The sequence below is a fragment of the Borborobacter xinjiangensis genome (genome assembly GCF_047739745.1).
In the GTDB taxonomy this organism is placed as follows: Bacteria; Pseudomonadota; Alphaproteobacteria; order Rhizobiales; family Rhizobiaceae; genus Pseudaminobacter.
In genome coordinates, this window is record NZ_JBLLVA010000001.1 from 321082 (window position 1) to 338291 (window position 17210).

At 62.0% G+C, this 17210-nt stretch carries 16 protein-coding genes, 1 tRNA gene and 1 riboswitch; of the genes, 10 read left to right on the forward strand and 7 right to left on the reverse strand.

Annotated elements, in window-relative coordinates; all coding sequences use genetic code 11:
- Positions 1 to 235: 235 nt before the first annotated feature.
- Positions 236 to 979, reverse strand: a complete 744-nt coding sequence (gene lipB / locus ACLKMW_RS01530; RefSeq protein WP_415722605.1) for a lipoyl(octanoyl) transferase LipB — start codon at positions 977 to 979, stop codon at positions 236 to 238.
- Between the two features lie 365 nt (positions 980 to 1344).
- Between lipB and ACLKMW_RS01535 the strand changes: the two genes are divergently transcribed.
- From ACLKMW_RS01535 to ACLKMW_RS01545, 3 genes are all read left to right on the forward strand, one after another.
- A tRNA-Leu gene (locus ACLKMW_RS01535) sits at positions 1345 to 1429 on the forward strand.
- Between the two features lie 520 nt (positions 1430 to 1949).
- Positions 1950 to 3365, forward strand: coding sequence for a magnesium transporter (gene mgtE, locus ACLKMW_RS01540; RefSeq protein ID WP_415722747.1), 1416 nt, complete (start codon positions 1950 to 1952; stop codon positions 3363 to 3365).
- A 174-nt stretch (positions 3366 to 3539) separates the two neighbouring features.
- Complete coding sequence (locus ACLKMW_RS01545; RefSeq protein WP_415722606.1) at positions 3540 to 3926, forward strand: MerR family transcriptional regulator; 387 nt, start codon at positions 3540 to 3542, stop codon at positions 3924 to 3926.
- 89 nt (positions 3927 to 4015) lie between these two features.
- Here the strand turns inward: ACLKMW_RS01545 and ACLKMW_RS01550 are convergent, their stop codons facing one another.
- Positions 4016 to 4492: a methyltransferase family protein gene (locus ACLKMW_RS01550; protein WP_415722607.1), complete on the reverse strand. Its 477-nt coding sequence runs from the start codon at positions 4490 to 4492 to the stop codon at positions 4016 to 4018.
- Positions 4489 to 5550, reverse strand: a complete 1062-nt coding sequence (locus ACLKMW_RS01555) for a heparan-alpha-glucosaminide N-acetyltransferase (RefSeq protein WP_415722608.1) — start codon at positions 5548 to 5550, stop codon at positions 4489 to 4491. Before ACLKMW_RS01555 ends, ACLKMW_RS01550 begins: the two co-directional genes overlap by 4 nt.
- A gap of 86 nt (positions 5551 to 5636) precedes the next feature.
- Here ACLKMW_RS01555 and ACLKMW_RS01560 point away from each other — a divergent pair, with 86 nt between their 5' ends.
- The 5 genes from ACLKMW_RS01560 to cobO all read left to right on the forward strand — a co-directional run bounded on the left by ACLKMW_RS01560 (position 5637) and on the right by cobO (position 8822).
- On the forward strand, positions 5637 to 6467 hold the full coding sequence (locus ACLKMW_RS01560) for an aldo/keto reductase (RefSeq protein WP_415722609.1): 831 nt from the start codon (positions 5637 to 5639) through the stop codon (positions 6465 to 6467).
- 60 nt (positions 6468 to 6527) lie between these two features.
- Positions 6528 to 6716, forward strand: a riboswitch (cobalamin riboswitch).
- 34 nt (positions 6717 to 6750) lie between these two features.
- A complete protein-coding gene (locus tag ACLKMW_RS01565; RefSeq protein WP_415722610.1) occupies positions 6751 to 6927 on the forward strand; it encodes a CbtB domain-containing protein in 177 nt (58 codons plus the stop codon).
- Positions 6928 to 6942: 15 nt separating this feature from the next.
- Positions 6943 to 7701, forward strand: coding sequence for a CbtA family protein (locus ACLKMW_RS01570; RefSeq protein WP_415722611.1), 759 nt, complete (start codon positions 6943 to 6945; stop codon positions 7699 to 7701).
- Complete coding sequence (gene cobU / locus ACLKMW_RS01575; RefSeq protein ID WP_415722612.1) at positions 7694 to 8206, forward strand: bifunctional adenosylcobinamide kinase/adenosylcobinamide-phosphate guanylyltransferase; 513 nt, start codon at positions 7694 to 7696, stop codon at positions 8204 to 8206. Before ACLKMW_RS01570 ends, cobU begins: the two co-directional genes overlap by 8 nt.
- 1 nt (position 8207) lies before the next feature.
- On the forward strand, positions 8208 to 8822 hold the full coding sequence (gene cobO / locus ACLKMW_RS01580) for a cob(I)yrinic acid a,c-diamide adenosyltransferase (RefSeq protein WP_415722613.1): 615 nt from the start codon (positions 8208 to 8210) through the stop codon (positions 8820 to 8822).
- 11 nt (positions 8823 to 8833) lie between these two features.
- Here the strand turns inward: cobO and cbiB are convergent, their stop codons facing one another.
- Entirely contained in the window at positions 8834 to 9802 is a 969-nt protein-coding gene (cbiB, locus tag ACLKMW_RS01585; RefSeq protein WP_415722614.1) for an adenosylcobinamide-phosphate synthase CbiB, read from the reverse strand.
- On the opposite strand from cbiB, the gene cobD reads away from it, so the two are divergent.
- A complete protein-coding gene (gene cobD / locus ACLKMW_RS01590) occupies positions 9801 to 10862 on the forward strand; it encodes a threonine-phosphate decarboxylase CobD (protein WP_415722615.1) in 1062 nt (353 codons plus the stop codon). The genes cbiB and cobD overlap by 2 nt on opposite strands.
- Positions 10859 to 11368 (forward strand): tyrosine phosphatase family protein, encoded by a 510-nt coding sequence (locus ACLKMW_RS01595; protein ID WP_415722616.1) that lies wholly within the window; start codon positions 10859 to 10861, stop codon positions 11366 to 11368. The genes cobD and ACLKMW_RS01595 overlap by 4 nt, the downstream gene beginning before the upstream one ends.
- Positions 11369 to 11377: 9 nt before the next feature.
- Here ACLKMW_RS01595 and ACLKMW_RS01600 read toward each other — a convergent pair whose 3' ends face one another.
- The 3 genes from ACLKMW_RS01600 to ACLKMW_RS01610 form a co-directional block, all read right to left on the reverse strand.
- Entirely contained in the window at positions 11378 to 12178 is an 801-nt protein-coding gene (locus ACLKMW_RS01600; protein WP_415722617.1) for a creatininase family protein, read from the reverse strand.
- 63 nt (positions 12179 to 12241) lie between these two features.
- Positions 12242 to 14701, reverse strand: a complete 2460-nt coding sequence (locus ACLKMW_RS01605; protein ID WP_415722618.1) for a GcvT family protein — start codon at positions 14699 to 14701, stop codon at positions 12242 to 12244.
- Positions 14698 to 17148, reverse strand: coding sequence for a GcvT family protein (locus tag ACLKMW_RS01610; protein WP_415722619.1), 2451 nt, complete (start codon positions 17146 to 17148; stop codon positions 14698 to 14700). The genes ACLKMW_RS01605 and ACLKMW_RS01610 overlap by 4 nt, the downstream gene beginning before the upstream one ends.
- Positions 17149 to 17210: the final 62 nt, after the last annotated feature.

Below are 17210 nucleotides of genomic sequence, written 5' to 3' on the forward strand. Positions count from 1 at the left end.
CGACTTAATTGACGATTAACCTTGTGAGCCGCGCGTGAGCATTTTCTCGCCGGGTGAGCAGTGGCGGCTTGACGCACGAACAAAAATGGAACAAATTACGAACATACTGAATACAGGAGAAATCAAATGACCGATTTCGTTCAGGATGTAGCCTCGTTGGTTTGCATGAGCACGTTTCTTGTCACTATGGCGATGTGGATCGGCGCGATGTGAGTTGCGCGTTGAATTTGCAGGATCAGCCTGCCTTGCGGCGGCTTTCGGCCGGCATGGCGGCAGCGGGGCCGAAGACGGCTTCGAACGACTGTTTCAGCGCGTTGTCCAGGTCGGCCATGGTGACCGGCAGTCCAAGATCGACAAGGCTGGTCACGCCGTGATCGGAGACGCCGCAGGGCACGATGCCGCTGAAATGGGTAAGGTCGGGCTCGACATTGATTGCGATGCCATGAAAGCTCACCCAGCGTCGTAGCCGGATGCCGATTGCGGCGATCTTGTCTTCGGCAGGCGAGCCGTCGGGCATGGGCGGGCGGTCCGACCGCACGACCCAGACGCCGACCCGGTCCTCGCGGCGTTCGCCTCGAATGTTGAAGCGATCGAGGGTTGCGATGATCCATGCCTCCAGCGCGGCGACGAAGGCGCGAACATCCTCGCGGCGACGTTTCAGGTCGAGCATGACATAGGCGACCCGCTGGCCAGGCCCGTGATAGGTGTATTCGCCGCCGCGGCCGGCGTTGAACACGGGAAAGCGATCCGGGTCCACGAGATCGTCCAAACGTGCGCTGGTGCCGGCAGTATAGAGCGGAGGGTGTTCGACCAGCCAGACCATCTCCGCGGCCGAGCCATCGCGGATCGCGGCAACGCGTGCTTCCATGAAGGCAAGCGCATGCTCATAGGCAGTCAAACCCGGCTCGATTCGCCATTCCACCGAGGGCGACCCGGGAACTGGCAGGAATGATGTCTCTATCTGGCTGCGCTGCGTCATGGCTGGGTTGTCGTTCCTTGCTCTGGTGCATTCGCGTGTTCGTCGGAAACACCGAACGAGCCCGAATGCGATGCCGGGGCGCTGGGTCGCAGGCCAGCGTCCTCGGGTAGCCAACATATGGCCGCGAGCGCGGGAAAGGTCCAGTTTCTTATGCCGTTCCCGCGGATTCGAGCCAGAGCCGATCGGCGTTGATGCTCTCCGAAAACAGGGCGAGAGCGGCTTGGCTCGGGTGGTCTCCCAAGCGATGATCCACGGCTTCATTTGGTCTTCACGCAACCGCCGAATATTCCGCTGGATGCCCTTGTTTCGCAGGAAGCGATTTGCTAAATGCCGCTGGCCGGTTCCGACCGGTCTTTTCGTGACGTGCGGTCGTGGCGGAATTGGTAGACGCGCAGCGTTGAGGTCGCTGTGGGGCAACCCGTGGAAGTTCGAGTCTTCTCGACCGCACCAACGAACTTTTCAATCACTGAATAAATTTTCTTTGTCTGAGTTCGCGATGGCTCGCATGAGCCATCGGTGCGGCATTCGGAATGGCTTCTTCGCCACATGTCGAGACGAAGATGTGCAACGCCTCGCTGCAAGGCTGTGAATCGACATCTGTTCATGCCAGATATCGGATGCTTTTTGAGCTTATGTGCTGGGCTTAGCCCGCCCTCAAGCTTAAGAAATCGGTTCGACGCGTGGTTTTGACGGGAAAGTCTGCAACTCTGCTGCACCGACCCTCGGTTTGGAATCACGTTCTGGAGCATGACCGGCCCGGCCTGGCGCAAACGCGTTCAAGTGGAATCACTTGAACAAAGCGATTTGCGCGGACTTAAAGTGCTGGAGCGTCCTTTGTGCGTCCCGGACGCACGGCGCTCTAGCCGGAGCCAATGCTCTTGAGTTGTTTTGATGCATGGTCTTGCTGAAGGTCTGCAATTTGCTGCGTTGACCTTCGGTTCGGGACGATGCTCCAGTGCAAGAGGCGAATTTGGAAGGCCAGGACAAACATTCGCCGGGCTCCGGGGCTCCCCAACCCGCCGCTGACATCTACGATGCGGATGGCGTCATCCGCGCGTCGTTCCTTGCTCAGGTCGGAGCGGCGATCGCCGATCGCGATACGCTGACGCTGAAGCAGGAGGTCGGTAGTCTCCATCAGTCGGAACTTGGCGATCTCCTCGAAGTTCTGTTGCCTGAACAGCGGCGCGCGCTCGTCGATCTGATGGGCAGCGATTTCGATTTCTCGGCGCTGACCGAGGTCGACGAGGCGATTCGTCTCGACATCGTCGACAACCTGCCCAACGCGCAGATCGCGCAAGCGGTGCAGGAACTCGATTCCGACGACGCCGTCTACATTCTCGAGGATCTCGACCAGGAAGATCAGGACGAGATTCTTGCGCAGCTGCCGTTCACGGAACGAATCAGGCTGCGCCGCTCGCTGGACTATCCGGAAGAAACCGCAGGCCGGCGCATGCAGACCGAGTTCGTCGCGGTACCGCCGTTCTGGACCATCGGCCAGACCATCGACTACATGCGCGACGACAAGAATCTTCCCGACCGGTTCAGCCAGATTTTCGTCATCGATCCGACCTTCAAGCTTCTCGGCGCCGTCGATCTCGATCGCGTGCTGCGCTCCAAGCGCACGGTCAAGGTCGAAGATGTCATGCATGAGACCCGCCACGCCATCCCCGCCAGCATGGACCAGGAGGAGGCGGCTTACGAGTTCGAACAATATGACCTGTTGTCGGCGGCCGTGGTCGACGAGAACGAGCGATTGGTGGGCGTGCTCACCATCGACGATGTCGTCGACGTGATCCAGCAGGAGGCGGAGGAGGACCTTCTGCGCATGGGCGGCGTCGGCGACGAGGAACTCTCCGACAGCGTGCTTTCAGCCTCGCGCTCGCGCGTGCCGTGGCTGCTGGTCAATCTGGTAACCGCGTTCATCGCGGCGTCTGTCATCGGCTTGTTCGAGGGAACGATCGAGAAGATCGTGGCTTTGGCGGTGCTGATGCCGATCGTGGCAGGCATGGGCGGCAATGCGGCCTCGCAAACCATGACGGTGACCGTGCGGGCGTTGGCGACGCGCGACCTGGACATTTATAATGCCGGCCGCATCATCCGCCGTGAAATGGGCGTTGGCCTGCTCAACGGGCTGATCTTCGCCTGCCTCATCGGCATTGTCGCCGCCGGCTGGTTTCAGGACCCCACTTTGGGCGGCATCATCGCAGCCGCCATGGTCATAAACATGTTCGTGGCTGCCCTCGGCGGCATATTGATACCGCTTCTGCTGGACAGGCTCGGGGCGGATCCGGCCGTCGCTTCGGCGGTTTTCGTAACGGCGGTGACAGATGTTGTCGGCTTCTTCGCGTTTCTGGGGCTCGCCACATGGTGGTTCGGCGCACTTTGATGCTGATAGTCGCTGTCTGTAATTGACTTTTACGTAAATGCCGGCAAAATCCTGTGTTTGTCGCTGCGCGTCCGCGAGGCGAGCAAGACGACTCACTTGAACGAGCATCGAACTAACCGACCGGTTCCCGTCGGGGACCGATGCGCCATATCGGGATTTGTCCACGGAGCGAGAATGCGGGAATACTATTCGATTACCGAACTGACCCGCGAGTTCGATATCTCGACGCGGACCCTGCGCTTCTATGAAGACGAGGGTCTCATCCAGCCGGTGCGGCGTGGCCGCACGCGCCTCTTCCGGCCGAGCGATCGGCATCTGGTGCGGCAAATCATGCGCGGCAAGCGACTCGGCTTCTCGATCAGCGAGATTCGCGAAATCATCCAGATGTATAAGGAACCGCCTGGTGAAGTCGGGCAGCTTAACCTGATGATCAAGCGTATCGAGGAGAAGCGCGAGGACTTGCGTCAGAAGCGCCGCGACCTGGAAGAGACGCTTGCCGAACTGGACCGTGCCGAGGAATCCTGCGTCGAGCGGCTGGTCGAGCTTGGCGTGACTACTTAAGGATAGCCTTCCGGAAGGCGGGACCAACTCCAATCGGCCGGCCTCACCGCCGGGTCGGTTTTCGAATTTCCGGCGTCATGACTATGCGGTTACAGCCAGCGGCGCACCTTTTTGGCATAGTCGCGGTATTTCTTGCCGAAATGGGTTTCCAGATATTTCTCCTCGCCCTCGATGGCGAGCTTTTTGGTTGCGGCGCTGGCGAGGAAGGCCAGGATCAGAAACCAGATGTTGCCGGCAAGCAGGCCGATGCCGGCCATAACCAGCGTATTGGCAAGATAGATGGGATTGCGGGTGAGCCCGAAGGCGCCAGTCGTTACCAGGTGCGTGGCGGGCTGGTCAGGCCGCACCGTCGTTCCGGCGCGGCGCATGGAGCTGATGGCGGAAACGTAAAGGCCTATGGCCGCGAGAATGACGAGGCCGCCGGCGGCAAACAGAATGTCGGAGAGTGGTCGCGAAATCCAGGGCAACGGCAAGAGCAGGCCGAGCCCGACGCTGATGGCGATAGCCGTCAGATAAAGAATCGGCGGCCACGGAATTCGGCTTTGGCTCGTCTCAATGTCAGTCACTGCACTCCTCCTTGCAGAGCGGGACCAGGGAGATCGCCTAAAAGCTTGTTGTCCGCTTTCTCCTCCGACTGGAAGCCGATTGCGTCGTCGGTTCGCGTCGTGCAGAGCCCCGCGCTGGTTTCGATCCTGGCGCGCAGTTCGGGCGTTTCGTCCCCCTTGAAAAGCTTGTCGAGCCCCGCGTCCTTCTCCAGTTCCTCCAGCATGCAAACACAATAGCGCGTGCAGAACTCGGTGTCGCGGCTCTGTTCGCAGGTGGCCTCACAGGAATTGCGAAACCGCACCTCGGGCGTCGGCACATCGGCGGGAAAGACCTGGGATGCCAGCCACACGCTGGCAATCAGCACCGGTTGGTGGATCAGATAGACCGCGAGGCTGTGGCGCCCGGCGAAGATCAGCGGGCGCGACCAGCCGCCGAATTTCACCTCCGCCAAACGTGCGGCGAGGCCGGCGTATGAGGTGAGCTTTGCCAGCGCAATGCCGGCGAGCACTGCGGCGAACCATGGAAACAGCGGAACGTAGTCGTTCGAGCGCGGATTGCTCGACGACAGGCCGACCCACCACCAGGCGGGATGGTCGAAGAAGGCGTTTCGCAGGAAATGGGGCGCGGCAATCACCAACGCCGCGATGCCGAGGGTAAGAGCTGCCGGGAGGCGCAGGAACAGAAGCCCGAGCAGGCTCGCCAGCGCGATCTGATGCAGTATGCCGAAAAAGATGAAGCCGCCCGGCACCGCGAGGCGGGTAACGATTGATATGGCAAGGGCCGCTCCCGCCACCATCGCGAACCGTCGACAGAAAGCTTTCCATCGAATCCCGTTGCTATGGGCGAGAAACAGGCTGACGCCGACAAGGAAGAGGAAGCTGGTGGCGATGCAACGCGCAAAGAATTTCCAACCGCCTGCGGCGGTCGTGCCTGGATCGGAATAGCCGAAAAACTCCAGGTCCCAGGCAAAGTGATAAATCGCCATGGCCAGCAACGCGGCACCGCGCGCGACATCGAGCGCTGCGATGCGGCCGATCCTGGTCTTGGGCTGATCGGATGATTGGGTTTGCGAATCCATACGGGTGCGTGCTGTTGCGATTGGTCGAGCGTCGTGCAACCGTTAGCATGGATGATGAGGTCGAAAGTATGAAATCGGAGCCGGCCATGCACAGCGTCGCTGCCAATGGCGCGATGATCCCCTCACTTGGCGTTGGCACATGGACGCTGAAGGGCGAGCTTTGCACCGAAATCGTATCGCACGCGCTGTCGGTCGGGTACCGCCATATCGACACGGCGAGCATTTACCGAAACGAAGCCGATGTGGGCGCGGGTCTGCGCGCGTCCGGCATTCCCCGCGACGATGTGTTCGTGACGACCAAGGTCTGGTGGACGGACATCAGGGCGGGCGACCTCGAGCGCTCGGCCGAAACCAGCCTGAAGCGGTTGGGACTCGATCGGGTCGATCTCCTGATGATTCACTGGCCGAATCCGCAAATTCCGCTGGAAGGATCGATCAGGGCGCTGAATGCCGTCAAACGCTCAGGACTCGCCCGCCATATCGGCGTGTCCAATTTTCCGACGGCTCTGCTTGCGCAGGCGCTTTCCCTTTCGGACGCGCCGCTCGTAGCCAATCAGGTCGAATATCACCCCTATCTCGACCAATCCAAGATTTTGAGCGCATGCCGGGGGGCCGGCATGGCCATGGTGTCCTATTGTCCGCTCTATCGCGGCGGTGGCCTGTTCGAGGAACAGGCCATTGGCTCCGCGGCCAGCCGCCACGGTAAAAGCCCGGGCCAGGTCGTGCTGCGCTGGCACATTCAGCAGCAGGGTGTGGTGGCGATCCCGCGCACGACAAAGAGGGAGCGCCTTGAGGAAAACATGGCGATATTCGACTTCGCTCTCTCGGAGAACGAAATGAGCGCCATCTCCGCTCTTTCGCGCCAAGGCAGCCGTATTTGCAACGACAGCTTTGCGCCCGAATGGGACGCCGCTTAACCGGCGGATTCAGGCTCGTAGATGCCGGAATAGGGTTTGCCGACCGACGGCTTTGTCCGTATAGTTCCGGGCGTCGTCGGTTCCGAAAGGAATCAATAGGGAATGCGGCACGGGCAGAAATGCCCAAAACCGCAGCTGCCCCCGCAACTGTGCGCGGCTAGCTCTCTCCAATGCCACTGGGGTTCTCGGGAAGGCGGGGAAGGGCGGTGATCCGCGAGCCAGGAGACCTGCCGGCGACATGACATATCTCAATGCCCTCGGGTGGAGGGTGAAAGGACATGAAATGAACGCGACGTCTTCGTCTCTCGCCACAACAGGTTTTGCTTCGCGCGCCATGCAGCTTGCGCTTGCCGGCCTGCTCGGCGTCTTCGTTATCGGCTTCGTCGGCTTTTCGCATATGGAAGCGGTCCATAATGCCGGCCACGACTATCGCCACTCGATGGCGTTTCCCTGCCACTAACGAAAGATCGCTCCCATGACATTGTTTCGTAACGTCGTGTTCATCGCGGCGCTCGCCGGCCTATTGTCCGGACTGATCATGACGGCCATGCAGGCCTATGCCACCGTTCCCCTGATTCTGAAGGCCGAAACTTTCGAAAATGCCGGCGGTGGGCATGACCATGGCGCCGTTTCGCCTGAGGCAGCGGAAGCTGGGCATTCGCATGATGCGGCCACACCCGCTCATGAGCATGACGGGGAGGGCTGGGCTCCGGCCGACGGCTTCGAGCGCTTTGCCTTCACCGCGCTTGCCAATATCGTCACCGGCATCGGCTTTGCCCTGGTTCTGGTTGCGGCTTCGGAACTGACGGGCGGCATCGCCAACTGGCGTCGGGGGATTTTCTGGGGCTTTGCCGGTTTTGCCGTGTTCACACTGGCGCCGGGTCTCGGCCTGCCACCGGAATTGCCGGCCATGCCTGCGGCCGATCTTGCGGCCCGCCAGGCCTGGTGGATCGGCACGGTCGCCGCCACGGCCGCCGGCCTGTGGCTGATCGCCTTCCGGTCATCGATGGTGCTGTCGCTTATCGGCGTGGCGTTGATGATCGCGCCGCATATCATCGGCGCGCCGCAGCCCGACAGCCATGAATCGCCGGTTCCCGTCGATCTGCACCACCAGTTCGTCGTCGCCGTGACGGTGACCAACCTGATCTTCTGGGTGGTGCTGGGGGCTGCGGTCGGGGTTTTCCGCGCTCGCTTCTCAGGCGCGGCCGCCAATTGGCGCGACAGTTTTGCCTGAGGCCAAGCTGACCTTCCTGCTTGGCGGCGCCCGCTCCGGCAAGAGCGCGCAAGCCGAGCGGCTGGTTGCCGCCTATCCCGCGCCGTGGATCTACATAGCCACGGCGCAGAGCCTTGACGATGAGATGGCCGAGCGTATCGCCATGCATCGGGCGCAGCGCGCGGAGGGCTGGATCACCATCGACGCACCGCTCGATCTTGTGGGTGCGATCGGTGACGTGCCGGATGGCCGCCCGCTGCTGGTGGATTGCCTGACTCTGTGGCTCACCAACCATCTGCTTGCCGGGCACGATCTCGAGCAAGAATGCGAGCGGCTGGAAAGCGCGCTGGCGGCACCTCGGGGGCCTTGGTTCGTCGTCGCCAATGAAGTCGGCCTCGGGATCGTTCCGGACAATGCTCTGGCGCGCAAATTCCGCGACGCCGCCGGCCGCCTCAACCAGCGGGTTGCGGCGCGCGCAAACTCCGTATCGTTCATGGTGGCGGGGCTGCCGCTTCAGGTGAAATGACATGAAGAATATCGACGAAAAGGAAGCCGAGCGCCACAAGGCCAAGATGGTCAAGCGCAAGGCGGTTCAGGATGCGGAAGTTGCCGGCAAGACGGTCGAGAAGGGTTTGCTGATCGTCAATACCGGTCCTGGCAAGGGCAAATCGACGGCGGCTTTCGGCCTCGCGCTGCGCATGCTCGGCCATGGCCGGCGCGTCGGTGTCGTCCAGTTCATAAAGGGCGCCTGGCACACCGGCGAAAAGGATGCCTTCGCCGCCTTCGGCGACAAGCTCGTATGGCACACGATGGGCGAGGGCTTTACCTGGGAAACCCAGGACATCGAGCGCGATGTCGCTGCTGCAGCGGCGGCGTGGGGCAAGGCCGTCGAACTGATGACCGATCCGACGATCAGCCTCGTTGTGCTCGACGAATTGAACATCGCGCTGCGCTACGATTATCTCGACCTGGACAAGGTTGTCTCGACCTTGCGGGGCCGCCGCGAGGGGCTGCATGTCGTGGTCACCGGCCGAAATGCCAAGCAATCATTGATCGATGCGGCGGACCTCGTCACCGAAATGGGAGCCGTGAAGCACCATTTCTCGGCGGGCGTGAAGGCGCAGCAGGGAATAGAGTTCTAGCCGGGGTTCTTTCAGCCGAATATCGCGCCTGCGCCCGCAGCTATGCCGAACAGTGCGATCAACAGCATGTCGGCTGTCCAGTAGAGCCGAAGTGCCTGCCGGATGTCGGCGGCATTCGCCTCGCGCTTTCCGTCGCCCATCGTGGCGTCGTCCACGGTGACGCCGCCATAGATGCGGGGGCCGGCAAGGGAGAGGCCGAGGGCTCCGGCCATCGCGGCTTCCGGCCAACCGGCGTTGGGGGAGCGATGTTTCCGGGCATCGCGCCGGATCGCGCGCCAGGCCCCCGCAGGGTTTGCGCCCGGCAAGATGATGGCGGCGACAACCAGAAGCACCGCCGTCAGCCGCGAAGCCGGCAGGTTGACGAGATCGTCGAAGCGCGCCGCAGCCCAGCCGAACGCCTCATGGCGCGGGGTGCGGTGGCCGATCATGCTGTCGGCGGTGTTGGCGGCCTTGTAGGCGAGCCCGGCGGTCAGCCCACCGGCGCCGAGCCAGAATGCCGGCGCAACGATGCCGTCGGAGAAGTTTTCGGCCAGGCTTTCGATCGCCGCGCGCGAGACGCCTGCCTCGTCAAGCTGGTCGGGATCACGACCGACGATCTGCGATACCGCCTGTCTGCCGCCCGGCAATCCGCCGCTCTCCAGCGCGTCGGCGACGGCTTTGACATGACTGGCAAGGCTGCGCTGGGCAAGCAGGCTGCTGGCAAGGATGGCGGTTGCGACTATGCCGAGCGGTAACGATGCAAGGATCGTTTCTAGGAAAAATCCAATGCTTGCCGGCACGGCAACCAGCGCGACCAGCGCCGCCACGCCCGAAATGCGGCGCCAATTGTCGGTATGGGTGGCGCGATTTAGGTGGTGGTCGAGGAAAGAGATGAACTTGCCGATCCAGATCACCGGATGGCCGATTGCGCGCACGAGCCGATCCGGATAACCGAGACCCAGTTCCGCAAGAAGCGACAAGAAGGCGAGCAGAACGAACATGGCGCTTGAGAACAGGAGTTGGATGGCAGCGGTGAGCGATCACGGCGGCAGTCTTGCCCGGGCAGCCGCGCTGTTTCCTCACGCGCCGCTACCCTGGATCGATCTTTCGACCGGGATCAATCCGCACTCTTATCCGCTTTTCGATCTGCCGGCCACCGCGTTGCGACGGCTCCCGGAAGCAGCGCGCGTGCGCGAACTGACAGGCGTTGCGGCGCTCGCCTATGGCGCGCCTTCGGCGGAACATGTGACTGCCGCCCCCGGTACGCAGATTCTTCTGCCCCGCGTCGCCTCGCTGGTGAAGCCGGGCCGGGCTTTTGTGCTCGGGCCGACCTATGCCGAGCATGCGCGCGCTGCGGCAATCGCCGGACACGCGGTGGCGGAGGTCGATAATTTCGAAGCACTTTACGCGGCCGATCTGGCGATAGTCGTCAATCCGAACAATCCCGACGGGCGGATCATTGGCCGCGAAAAGCTTCTCGATCTGGCGCGTGTGCTGAAAGGCAAGGGCGGTTTGCTGGCCGTCGACGAGGCGTTCATGGATGTCGGCCCGATGGACGAGCGTCTCGATGGGGATATTGCGGACGGCGGCATCGTCGTGCTGCGCTCCTTCGGAAAATTCTACGGGCTTGCCGGACTGCGCCTTGGTTTTGCCGTTGCGGCGGTCTCGATCACGCAAAAACTGGAGGCCGAACTCGGGCCATGGGCGGTGGCGGGGCCGGCGCTGGAATATGGCATCAAGGCGCTTGGCGATACCGAATGGCGAGACGCAATGCGAAGCCGGCTCGCGGGGGAGGCCGCACGGCTCGATGAACTGCTTGGCCGTTTCGGCATCCCGGTTGTCGGCGGCACCAGCCTGTTCCGCTTCATTGTCTCGAATGATGCCGCGAGCCTGTTTGCAGAACTTGGCAGCCGGGGCATACTGCTGCGAAAATTCGCTTGGAATTCTTCAGCGCTTCGAATCGGCCTGCCGGCGGCGGAAAGCGAATGGCAGCGCCTTGAAATCGCTCTGTCGACCTGGGCAGCCATGCGTGGCGCGAACCACAAGGAGACCTCATCGTGATTTATGTCTGTCCGCTGTCCAAACTGGACGAGACGGTGGTTCGCGTCGGGGCACGGCAACTCGTTTCCCTGCTGAACGCCGGCACGCCGATGACGCGGCCATCGGCAATTTTGGAGCACGACCATCTCCTCATGGCCATGCACGATATCGCCGAGCCGCAGGAGGGCATGACCTCGCCCGGTGAGGAGCACGTGCGCCACTTGCTGAAGTTTGCGGCGCGTTGGGATCGAACGCGCCCCCTGGTGATCAATTGCTATGCCGGCATCAGCCGCTCGACGGCCAGCGCCTATATCATCGCATCGGCGCTTTCGCCGAAGCGGGACGAGGCGGAACTGGCCACCACTTTGAGGCAGATGTCGCCATCGGCGACGCCCAATCCGCTCCTCGTCGCGATGGCGGACCGGGTTCTCGGGCGCGGCGGACGCATGGTAGAGGCAATCAAGGCTATCGGACGCGGTGCCGAAGCTTTCGAAGGAACGCCGTTTGCACTGAAGATCGATCTTTAATCAGGCGGCTCAGGTCAGCCAGTCGGCAGGCTTTGCCTTGCGCACGTCCTTGAGCAGACGCACGAACCCCTCTGCCATATGCGCGGCTGTCAGCCGGCCTTTCTCGGCTGTTGCGGCGGCGGCGTTGCCGACGACGCCATTCGGGTTGAGGTCGGTGGCGATCCAGGCGAAGGCGTGGGGGCTTTGATGCCGCAGCAGATCGAATTCACGCTCGGCTTTGGTCACGTTCGAGGCGAAATCCTCGGCCTTGCCCATATCGACGAGGTCAGGCCTGAAGTGCAGCATCAATGAGGTTTCCACATCGCCGCCATGGATGCCGCGGCGCAGTTCAAGCTCGCTGAACAGCCCATCCGGCCGGCCGAATCTCTCCCAGCTTGTCTTGACCGCGAGCATATTGAACCGCACCCGCAGGTTTCGCGTGATGATGCCGATGATCTCCTCATTGCCGCCATGCGAATTGACGACGACCAGCTTTTTCACGCCGGCTCGCGCAATGGACGCGCCGAGTTCCGTCCAGGCCTCGATCAGCGTCGCGGGCGGCAGAGTGAGCGTTCCGGGCGCATAGAGATGCTCGTCGGATTTCCCGACTGCCTGGACCGGGAGGATCCGTATATCGAGATTGGCGGGTAATCGCGCGATGACCTCGTCCAACATGCCGTGCATGATGGCCGTGTCGGTGGAAACCGGCAGATGCGGACCATGCTGCTCGATGGCGGCCACCGGGAGCACGGCAATCGTCGCCTCCGGATCGATCGTCGAAAACTCCGTCGTCTTGAAGTCGCCCCACCAGACCCGTCTTGCTTCGGCCATGTCAAAATCCGGATTTGCCCGTTCGGTCCGACATTTAGCGGTTTCTGGCCGATGGGGCGAGGGCTAGATTCGCACCCTTTCGGATTTCGGGTCATACATGGGCTTCAGCGAGGCCTCCGCCTTGAACCGCTCGCCCGCAATCTCAATCTCGTAGGACGAAGAAAGCATGTCCGCCTCGCTTTCGCCTTTTGCAGGGACGTAGCCAAGGCCGACCGCGCCGCCGAGATGGTGGCCGTAATTGCCCGAGGTGATCGTGCCGACGATTTTGCCGTCGCGAACGATCGCCTCATTGTGGAACAGCAGCGGCTCGGGATCGGTCAGCCGAAACTGCACGAGCCGGCGTGACAGGCCGGCCTCCTTCTTGCGCAGCACCGCATCGCGGCCGATGAAGTCGCCTTTTCCGGTCTTCACAGAAAAACCGAGCCCGGCTTCGAGCACGTGATCCTCGTCGGTGATGTCGTGGCCGAAATGACGGTAGGCTTTTTCGATGCGGCAGGAATCCAGCGTGTGCAGGCCGCAGAGCTTCAGCCCGAGCTCCGCGCCCGCCTCCTCGATCGCTTCGAACACATGCGCTGCCTGATCGGTGGATACGTAAATTTCCCAGCCGAGTTCGCCGACATAGGTGACGCGGTGGGCGCGGGCCAGCCCAAACCCGATCTCGACTTCCTGAAACGTTCCGAATGGGTTGTTTTCGTTCGAAAAATCGTTCGGACTCACGCGTTGAATCAAGTCGCGCGATTTCGGTCCCATCAGACAGAGTACCGATTCGGCGGCGGTAACATCGGTGATGACCACGAATTCGTCGACAAGGTGCTTTCTCAACCATGCCAGATCGCGCTGCAGGGTTGCTCCCGGCACAACGGCCAGGAAGGCCGTTTCCGACAGGCGGGAGATGGTAAGATCGCTCTCGATGCCGCCGCGATTGTTCAGCATCTGCGTATAGACGATCCTGCCCGGCGCGACATCGAGATCATTGGCGCAGAGGCGTTGCAGGAAGCTCAGTGCATCGCGGCCCTCGATCCTGATCTTGCCGAAAGAGGTCATGTCGAACAGGCCGACATGGTTGCGGACCGCGAGGTGCTCGTCGCGATTGTTGCCGAACCAGTTCTGTCGCTTCCATGAATAGCGATATTCGCGTTCCTGGTCTGGCCGTGCGAACCAATTGGCGCGTTCCCAGCCGGCGACTTCGCCGAAAACGGCGCCGCGTGCCTTCAGATGCTCGTGGATCGGCGAGCGGCGCACGCCGCGCGAGGTGGCCATCTGGCGATAGGGAAAATGGTCAGCGTAGAGCAGGCCGAGCGTTTCGGACACGCGCTCCTTCAAATAGCTGCGGTTCTTCTGGAACGGTTGGGCGCGGCGAATATCCACCTCCCACAGGTCGAAGGGCGCTTCGCCGTCGTTGATCCATTGCGCCAGCGCCATGCCGGCGCCGCCGGAGGAGACGATGCCGATGGAATTATAGCCTGCGGCGACCCAGTAGCCCTTCAGTTCAGGAGCTTCGCCGAGATAGTAGCGATCGTCGGGCGTGAAGCTTTCCGGTCCGTTGAAGAAGGTGTGAATGCCGGCGGTAGCCAGCATCGGCATGCGATTTACGCCCATTTCCAGGATCGGTTCGAAATGGGCGAAATCCTCCGGCAACTGGTCGAAGCAGAAGTCCTCGCGGATGCCCTCCATGCCCCACGGCTTGGCCTTGGGTTCGAAGGCACCGAGCATCATCTTGCCGGCATCTTCCTTGTAGTATGCGCATTCATCCGGCACGCGCAGAACCGGCAGGCGCGACAGGCCGGGAATGGCTTCCGTGACGAGATAGAAATGCTCGCAGGCGTGCAGCGGCACAGTTACGCCCGACATGGCGCCGAACTCGCGCGCCCACATGCCTGCGCAATTGATGACGATGTCGGTCTCGATCGTGCCCTGGTCCCCGCCTTGCGTCCAGGAAACGCCGGTAACACGGCCGTCCTTGCGCTGGACGCCGGTAACTTTGACGCCCTCGATGATTTTTGCGCCGCGCTGGCGTGCGCCCTTGGCCAGCGCCATGGCGATGTTGGCCGGATCGCATTGGCCATCCAGCGGAAGGTGTACCGCGCCGACGACGTCCGACACATTGAGATGCGGATACATCTCCTTGACTTCGCTCGGGGAAATTTCACGGACATCGACATCGAAGGCCCGCGCCACCGTCGCCTGCCGGTAGATTTCGTGCTTGCGTTCCTCGGTCAGCGCCACGGTGATCGAGCCGACCTGGCGCATGCCGGTGGCGACGCCGGTTTCTTCCTCGAGCTTTACGTAAAGATCGGCGGAATATTTGGCGAGCCGCGTCATGTTCTGCGAGCCGCGCAACTGGCCGATCAGCCCGGCGGCATGCCAGGTGGTGCCGCAGGTAAGCTGCTTGCGTTCCAAAAGCACGATGTCGGTCCAGCCGAGCTTGGCCAGATGATAGGCCACCGAACAGCCCGAGACGCCGCCACCTACGATGACGGCGCGGGCCTTGGAGGGAATGGAATTTGCGGCCGGGTTGCTCATGCCCTCAGCCTTTCATTCTGCGGGTCCCAGAGCGGCTTGTCTTCCTGCACCACCGCCGGGAAAGCCTCGCCGAAAATCTCGACTTCGACTTCGGTCCCCGGAACGGCGAGATCGGCGCGCAACATGCCGAGCGCGATCGACTTGTTCACCCGGTAGCCCCAGCCGCCGGATGTCGTCTCGCCGACGATCTTCCCGTCATGACGGATCGTCGACATATAAGGCGCGTCGCAGTCCCCAGCTTCGACCACCAGCGTCACAAACCGTTTGGTCGCGCCCTGCTGCTTTTCGCGTTCAAGTGCGGCTTTGCCTTTAAAGTCTGGCTTTTCCCATTTGACAAAGCGCTCAAGCCCGCCTTGCAGCACCGTGTAGTCGGTGGAAAGGTCCTGCTTCCAGGCGCGGTAGCCTTTCTCCAGCCTCAGGCTATCGAGAGCGAACATGCCGAACGGCCTCAGGCCGTGCTTCTGGCCGGCCTGCCAGACAGCGTCGAAGATGGTCGCCGTATCGTCCACCTTGGTGTGGATTTCCCAGCCAAGCTCGCCAGCGAAAGACACGCGAACGAGCTGGCACCAGCGCCCGGCGATCTGCACCGATTGGTGCGACAGCCAGGGTTGCGACAGGTCGGCATCCGTGACTTCGGCCAGAATGGCGCGCGAATTCGGGCCGGAAAGGATCTGGCACGAAAATGCCTCGGTCATGTTTTTCAACGCGATTTGAGTCTGTTGCGGCAAATGCTTCTGAAGCCACTCGAAATCATGCCACTCGGCGGCGGCCGCGGTGATCAGGAAGAAGAAATCCTCATCCAGCGCCATGATCGACATTTCGGTGACGATGCGGCCTTGGTCGTCGGCGAAATAAGCCAGACCGATCCGTCCCGGTTTTGGCACGGTGCCTGTAATCATAGACGACAGCCAGTCGCGCGCGCCGGGACCTTGCAGCCGGAAGCGCGAGAAGCCCGGAAGGTCGAGAATGCCGACGGCGTCGCGCACCGCCACGCATTCCTCGCGAATGCGCTGTTCCCAGGGCCCGGTTCGGGTGAAGGTCTGTGTGGAAGATTCCCAGGTGTCGTCCCCAGGCGCCGCATACCAGGTGGCGCGCTCCCAGCCATTATAGGCATCGAACTGCGCGCCAAGCGCCGCGATACGGTCATGGATCGGCGAGAGCTTGCGGTTGCGGCCGGCCGGCCAGGCGTGGTGGGGGAAATGGATCGCATATTCGTTGCCGTAGACTTCCATGCCCTTGGCAACACAATAGTCGTGATCCGACGCGAAGCTTGTGAACCGGCGCGGATCGCAGGACCACATGTCCCATTCGGTTCGGCCCTCCGTCACCCATTCGGCCAGGACCTTGCCGGCGCCGCCGGCCTGGGCGATACCGAAGGTGAAGACGCAGGCCTCGAAGGCGTTGGGCACTCCGGGCATCGGGCCGATCAGCGGATTGCCGTCCGGCGCGTAGGGGATGGGGCCGTTGATGATTTTCGAGAGGCCGGCCGTGCCGAGAATCGGCACCCGGGCGACCGCATCGTTCAAATACCATTCGAGCCGCTCCAGATCGTCGGGGTAGAGCTGGAAAGAAAAATCCTCCGGCATGGGGTCGTCGGGCGTGGCCCAGTGGGCGCGGCAGTTCCTTTCATAGGGGCCGAGGTTCATGCCGTTCTTTTCCTGGCGCAGATACCAGGAAGTATCGACGTCACGCAGCAGCGGCAGCTTCCTGCCGTTCTCCCTGGACCAGGCGGCAAGCTCGGGAATTTCCTCAAAGAGAATATATTGATGGCTCATCACCATCATCGGCACCTCGCGGCCGAACAGGCGGCCGACTTCCTGTGCGCGATAGCCGGCGGCGTTGACGACATATTCGCAGCGGATTTCGCCGTGCGGTGTCGTCAGAACCCACTCGCCATTTTCGCGGCGGGCGGCAGTCACCGGGCAGAAGCGGACTATTTTGGCGCCGAGGTCGCGCGCGCCCTTGGCCAGCGCCTGGGTGAGCTGCGCCGGATCGGTGTCGCCGTCGCTCGGATCGTATAGTGCTCCTTGCAGGTCGTGCGTGTCGATGAAGGGATAGCGGCCGGCGATGTCATCGACGCCGACCACGTCGATTTCCATGCCCTGATAGCGACCCATGCCCTTGACCCGCTGGAATTCGCGCATGCGCTCCTTGCTATGGGCAAGCCGCAGCGACCCGGTGACGTGATAATTCATCGGGTAGTCGACCTCCTTCGCCAATCGGCGATAGAGTTCAGTCGAGTAGCGCTGGACATTCATCAGCGACCACGACGATGAGAAGGTCGGCACGTTGCCGGCGGCATGCCAGGTGGAGCCGGAGGTCAGCTCGTTCTTCTCAAGAAGCACGCAATCGGTCCAGCCGGCCTTGGCCAGATGGTAGAGGGAGGAAACACCTACCGCACCGCCGCCGATGACCACCACGCGCGCTGTGGATGGAATTGCCGTCATTCGTTCCTCCTCACTGTTCGTTGCCGAGCTATCGGCTTCCGGAAACCGCTCTCCGTTCCAGC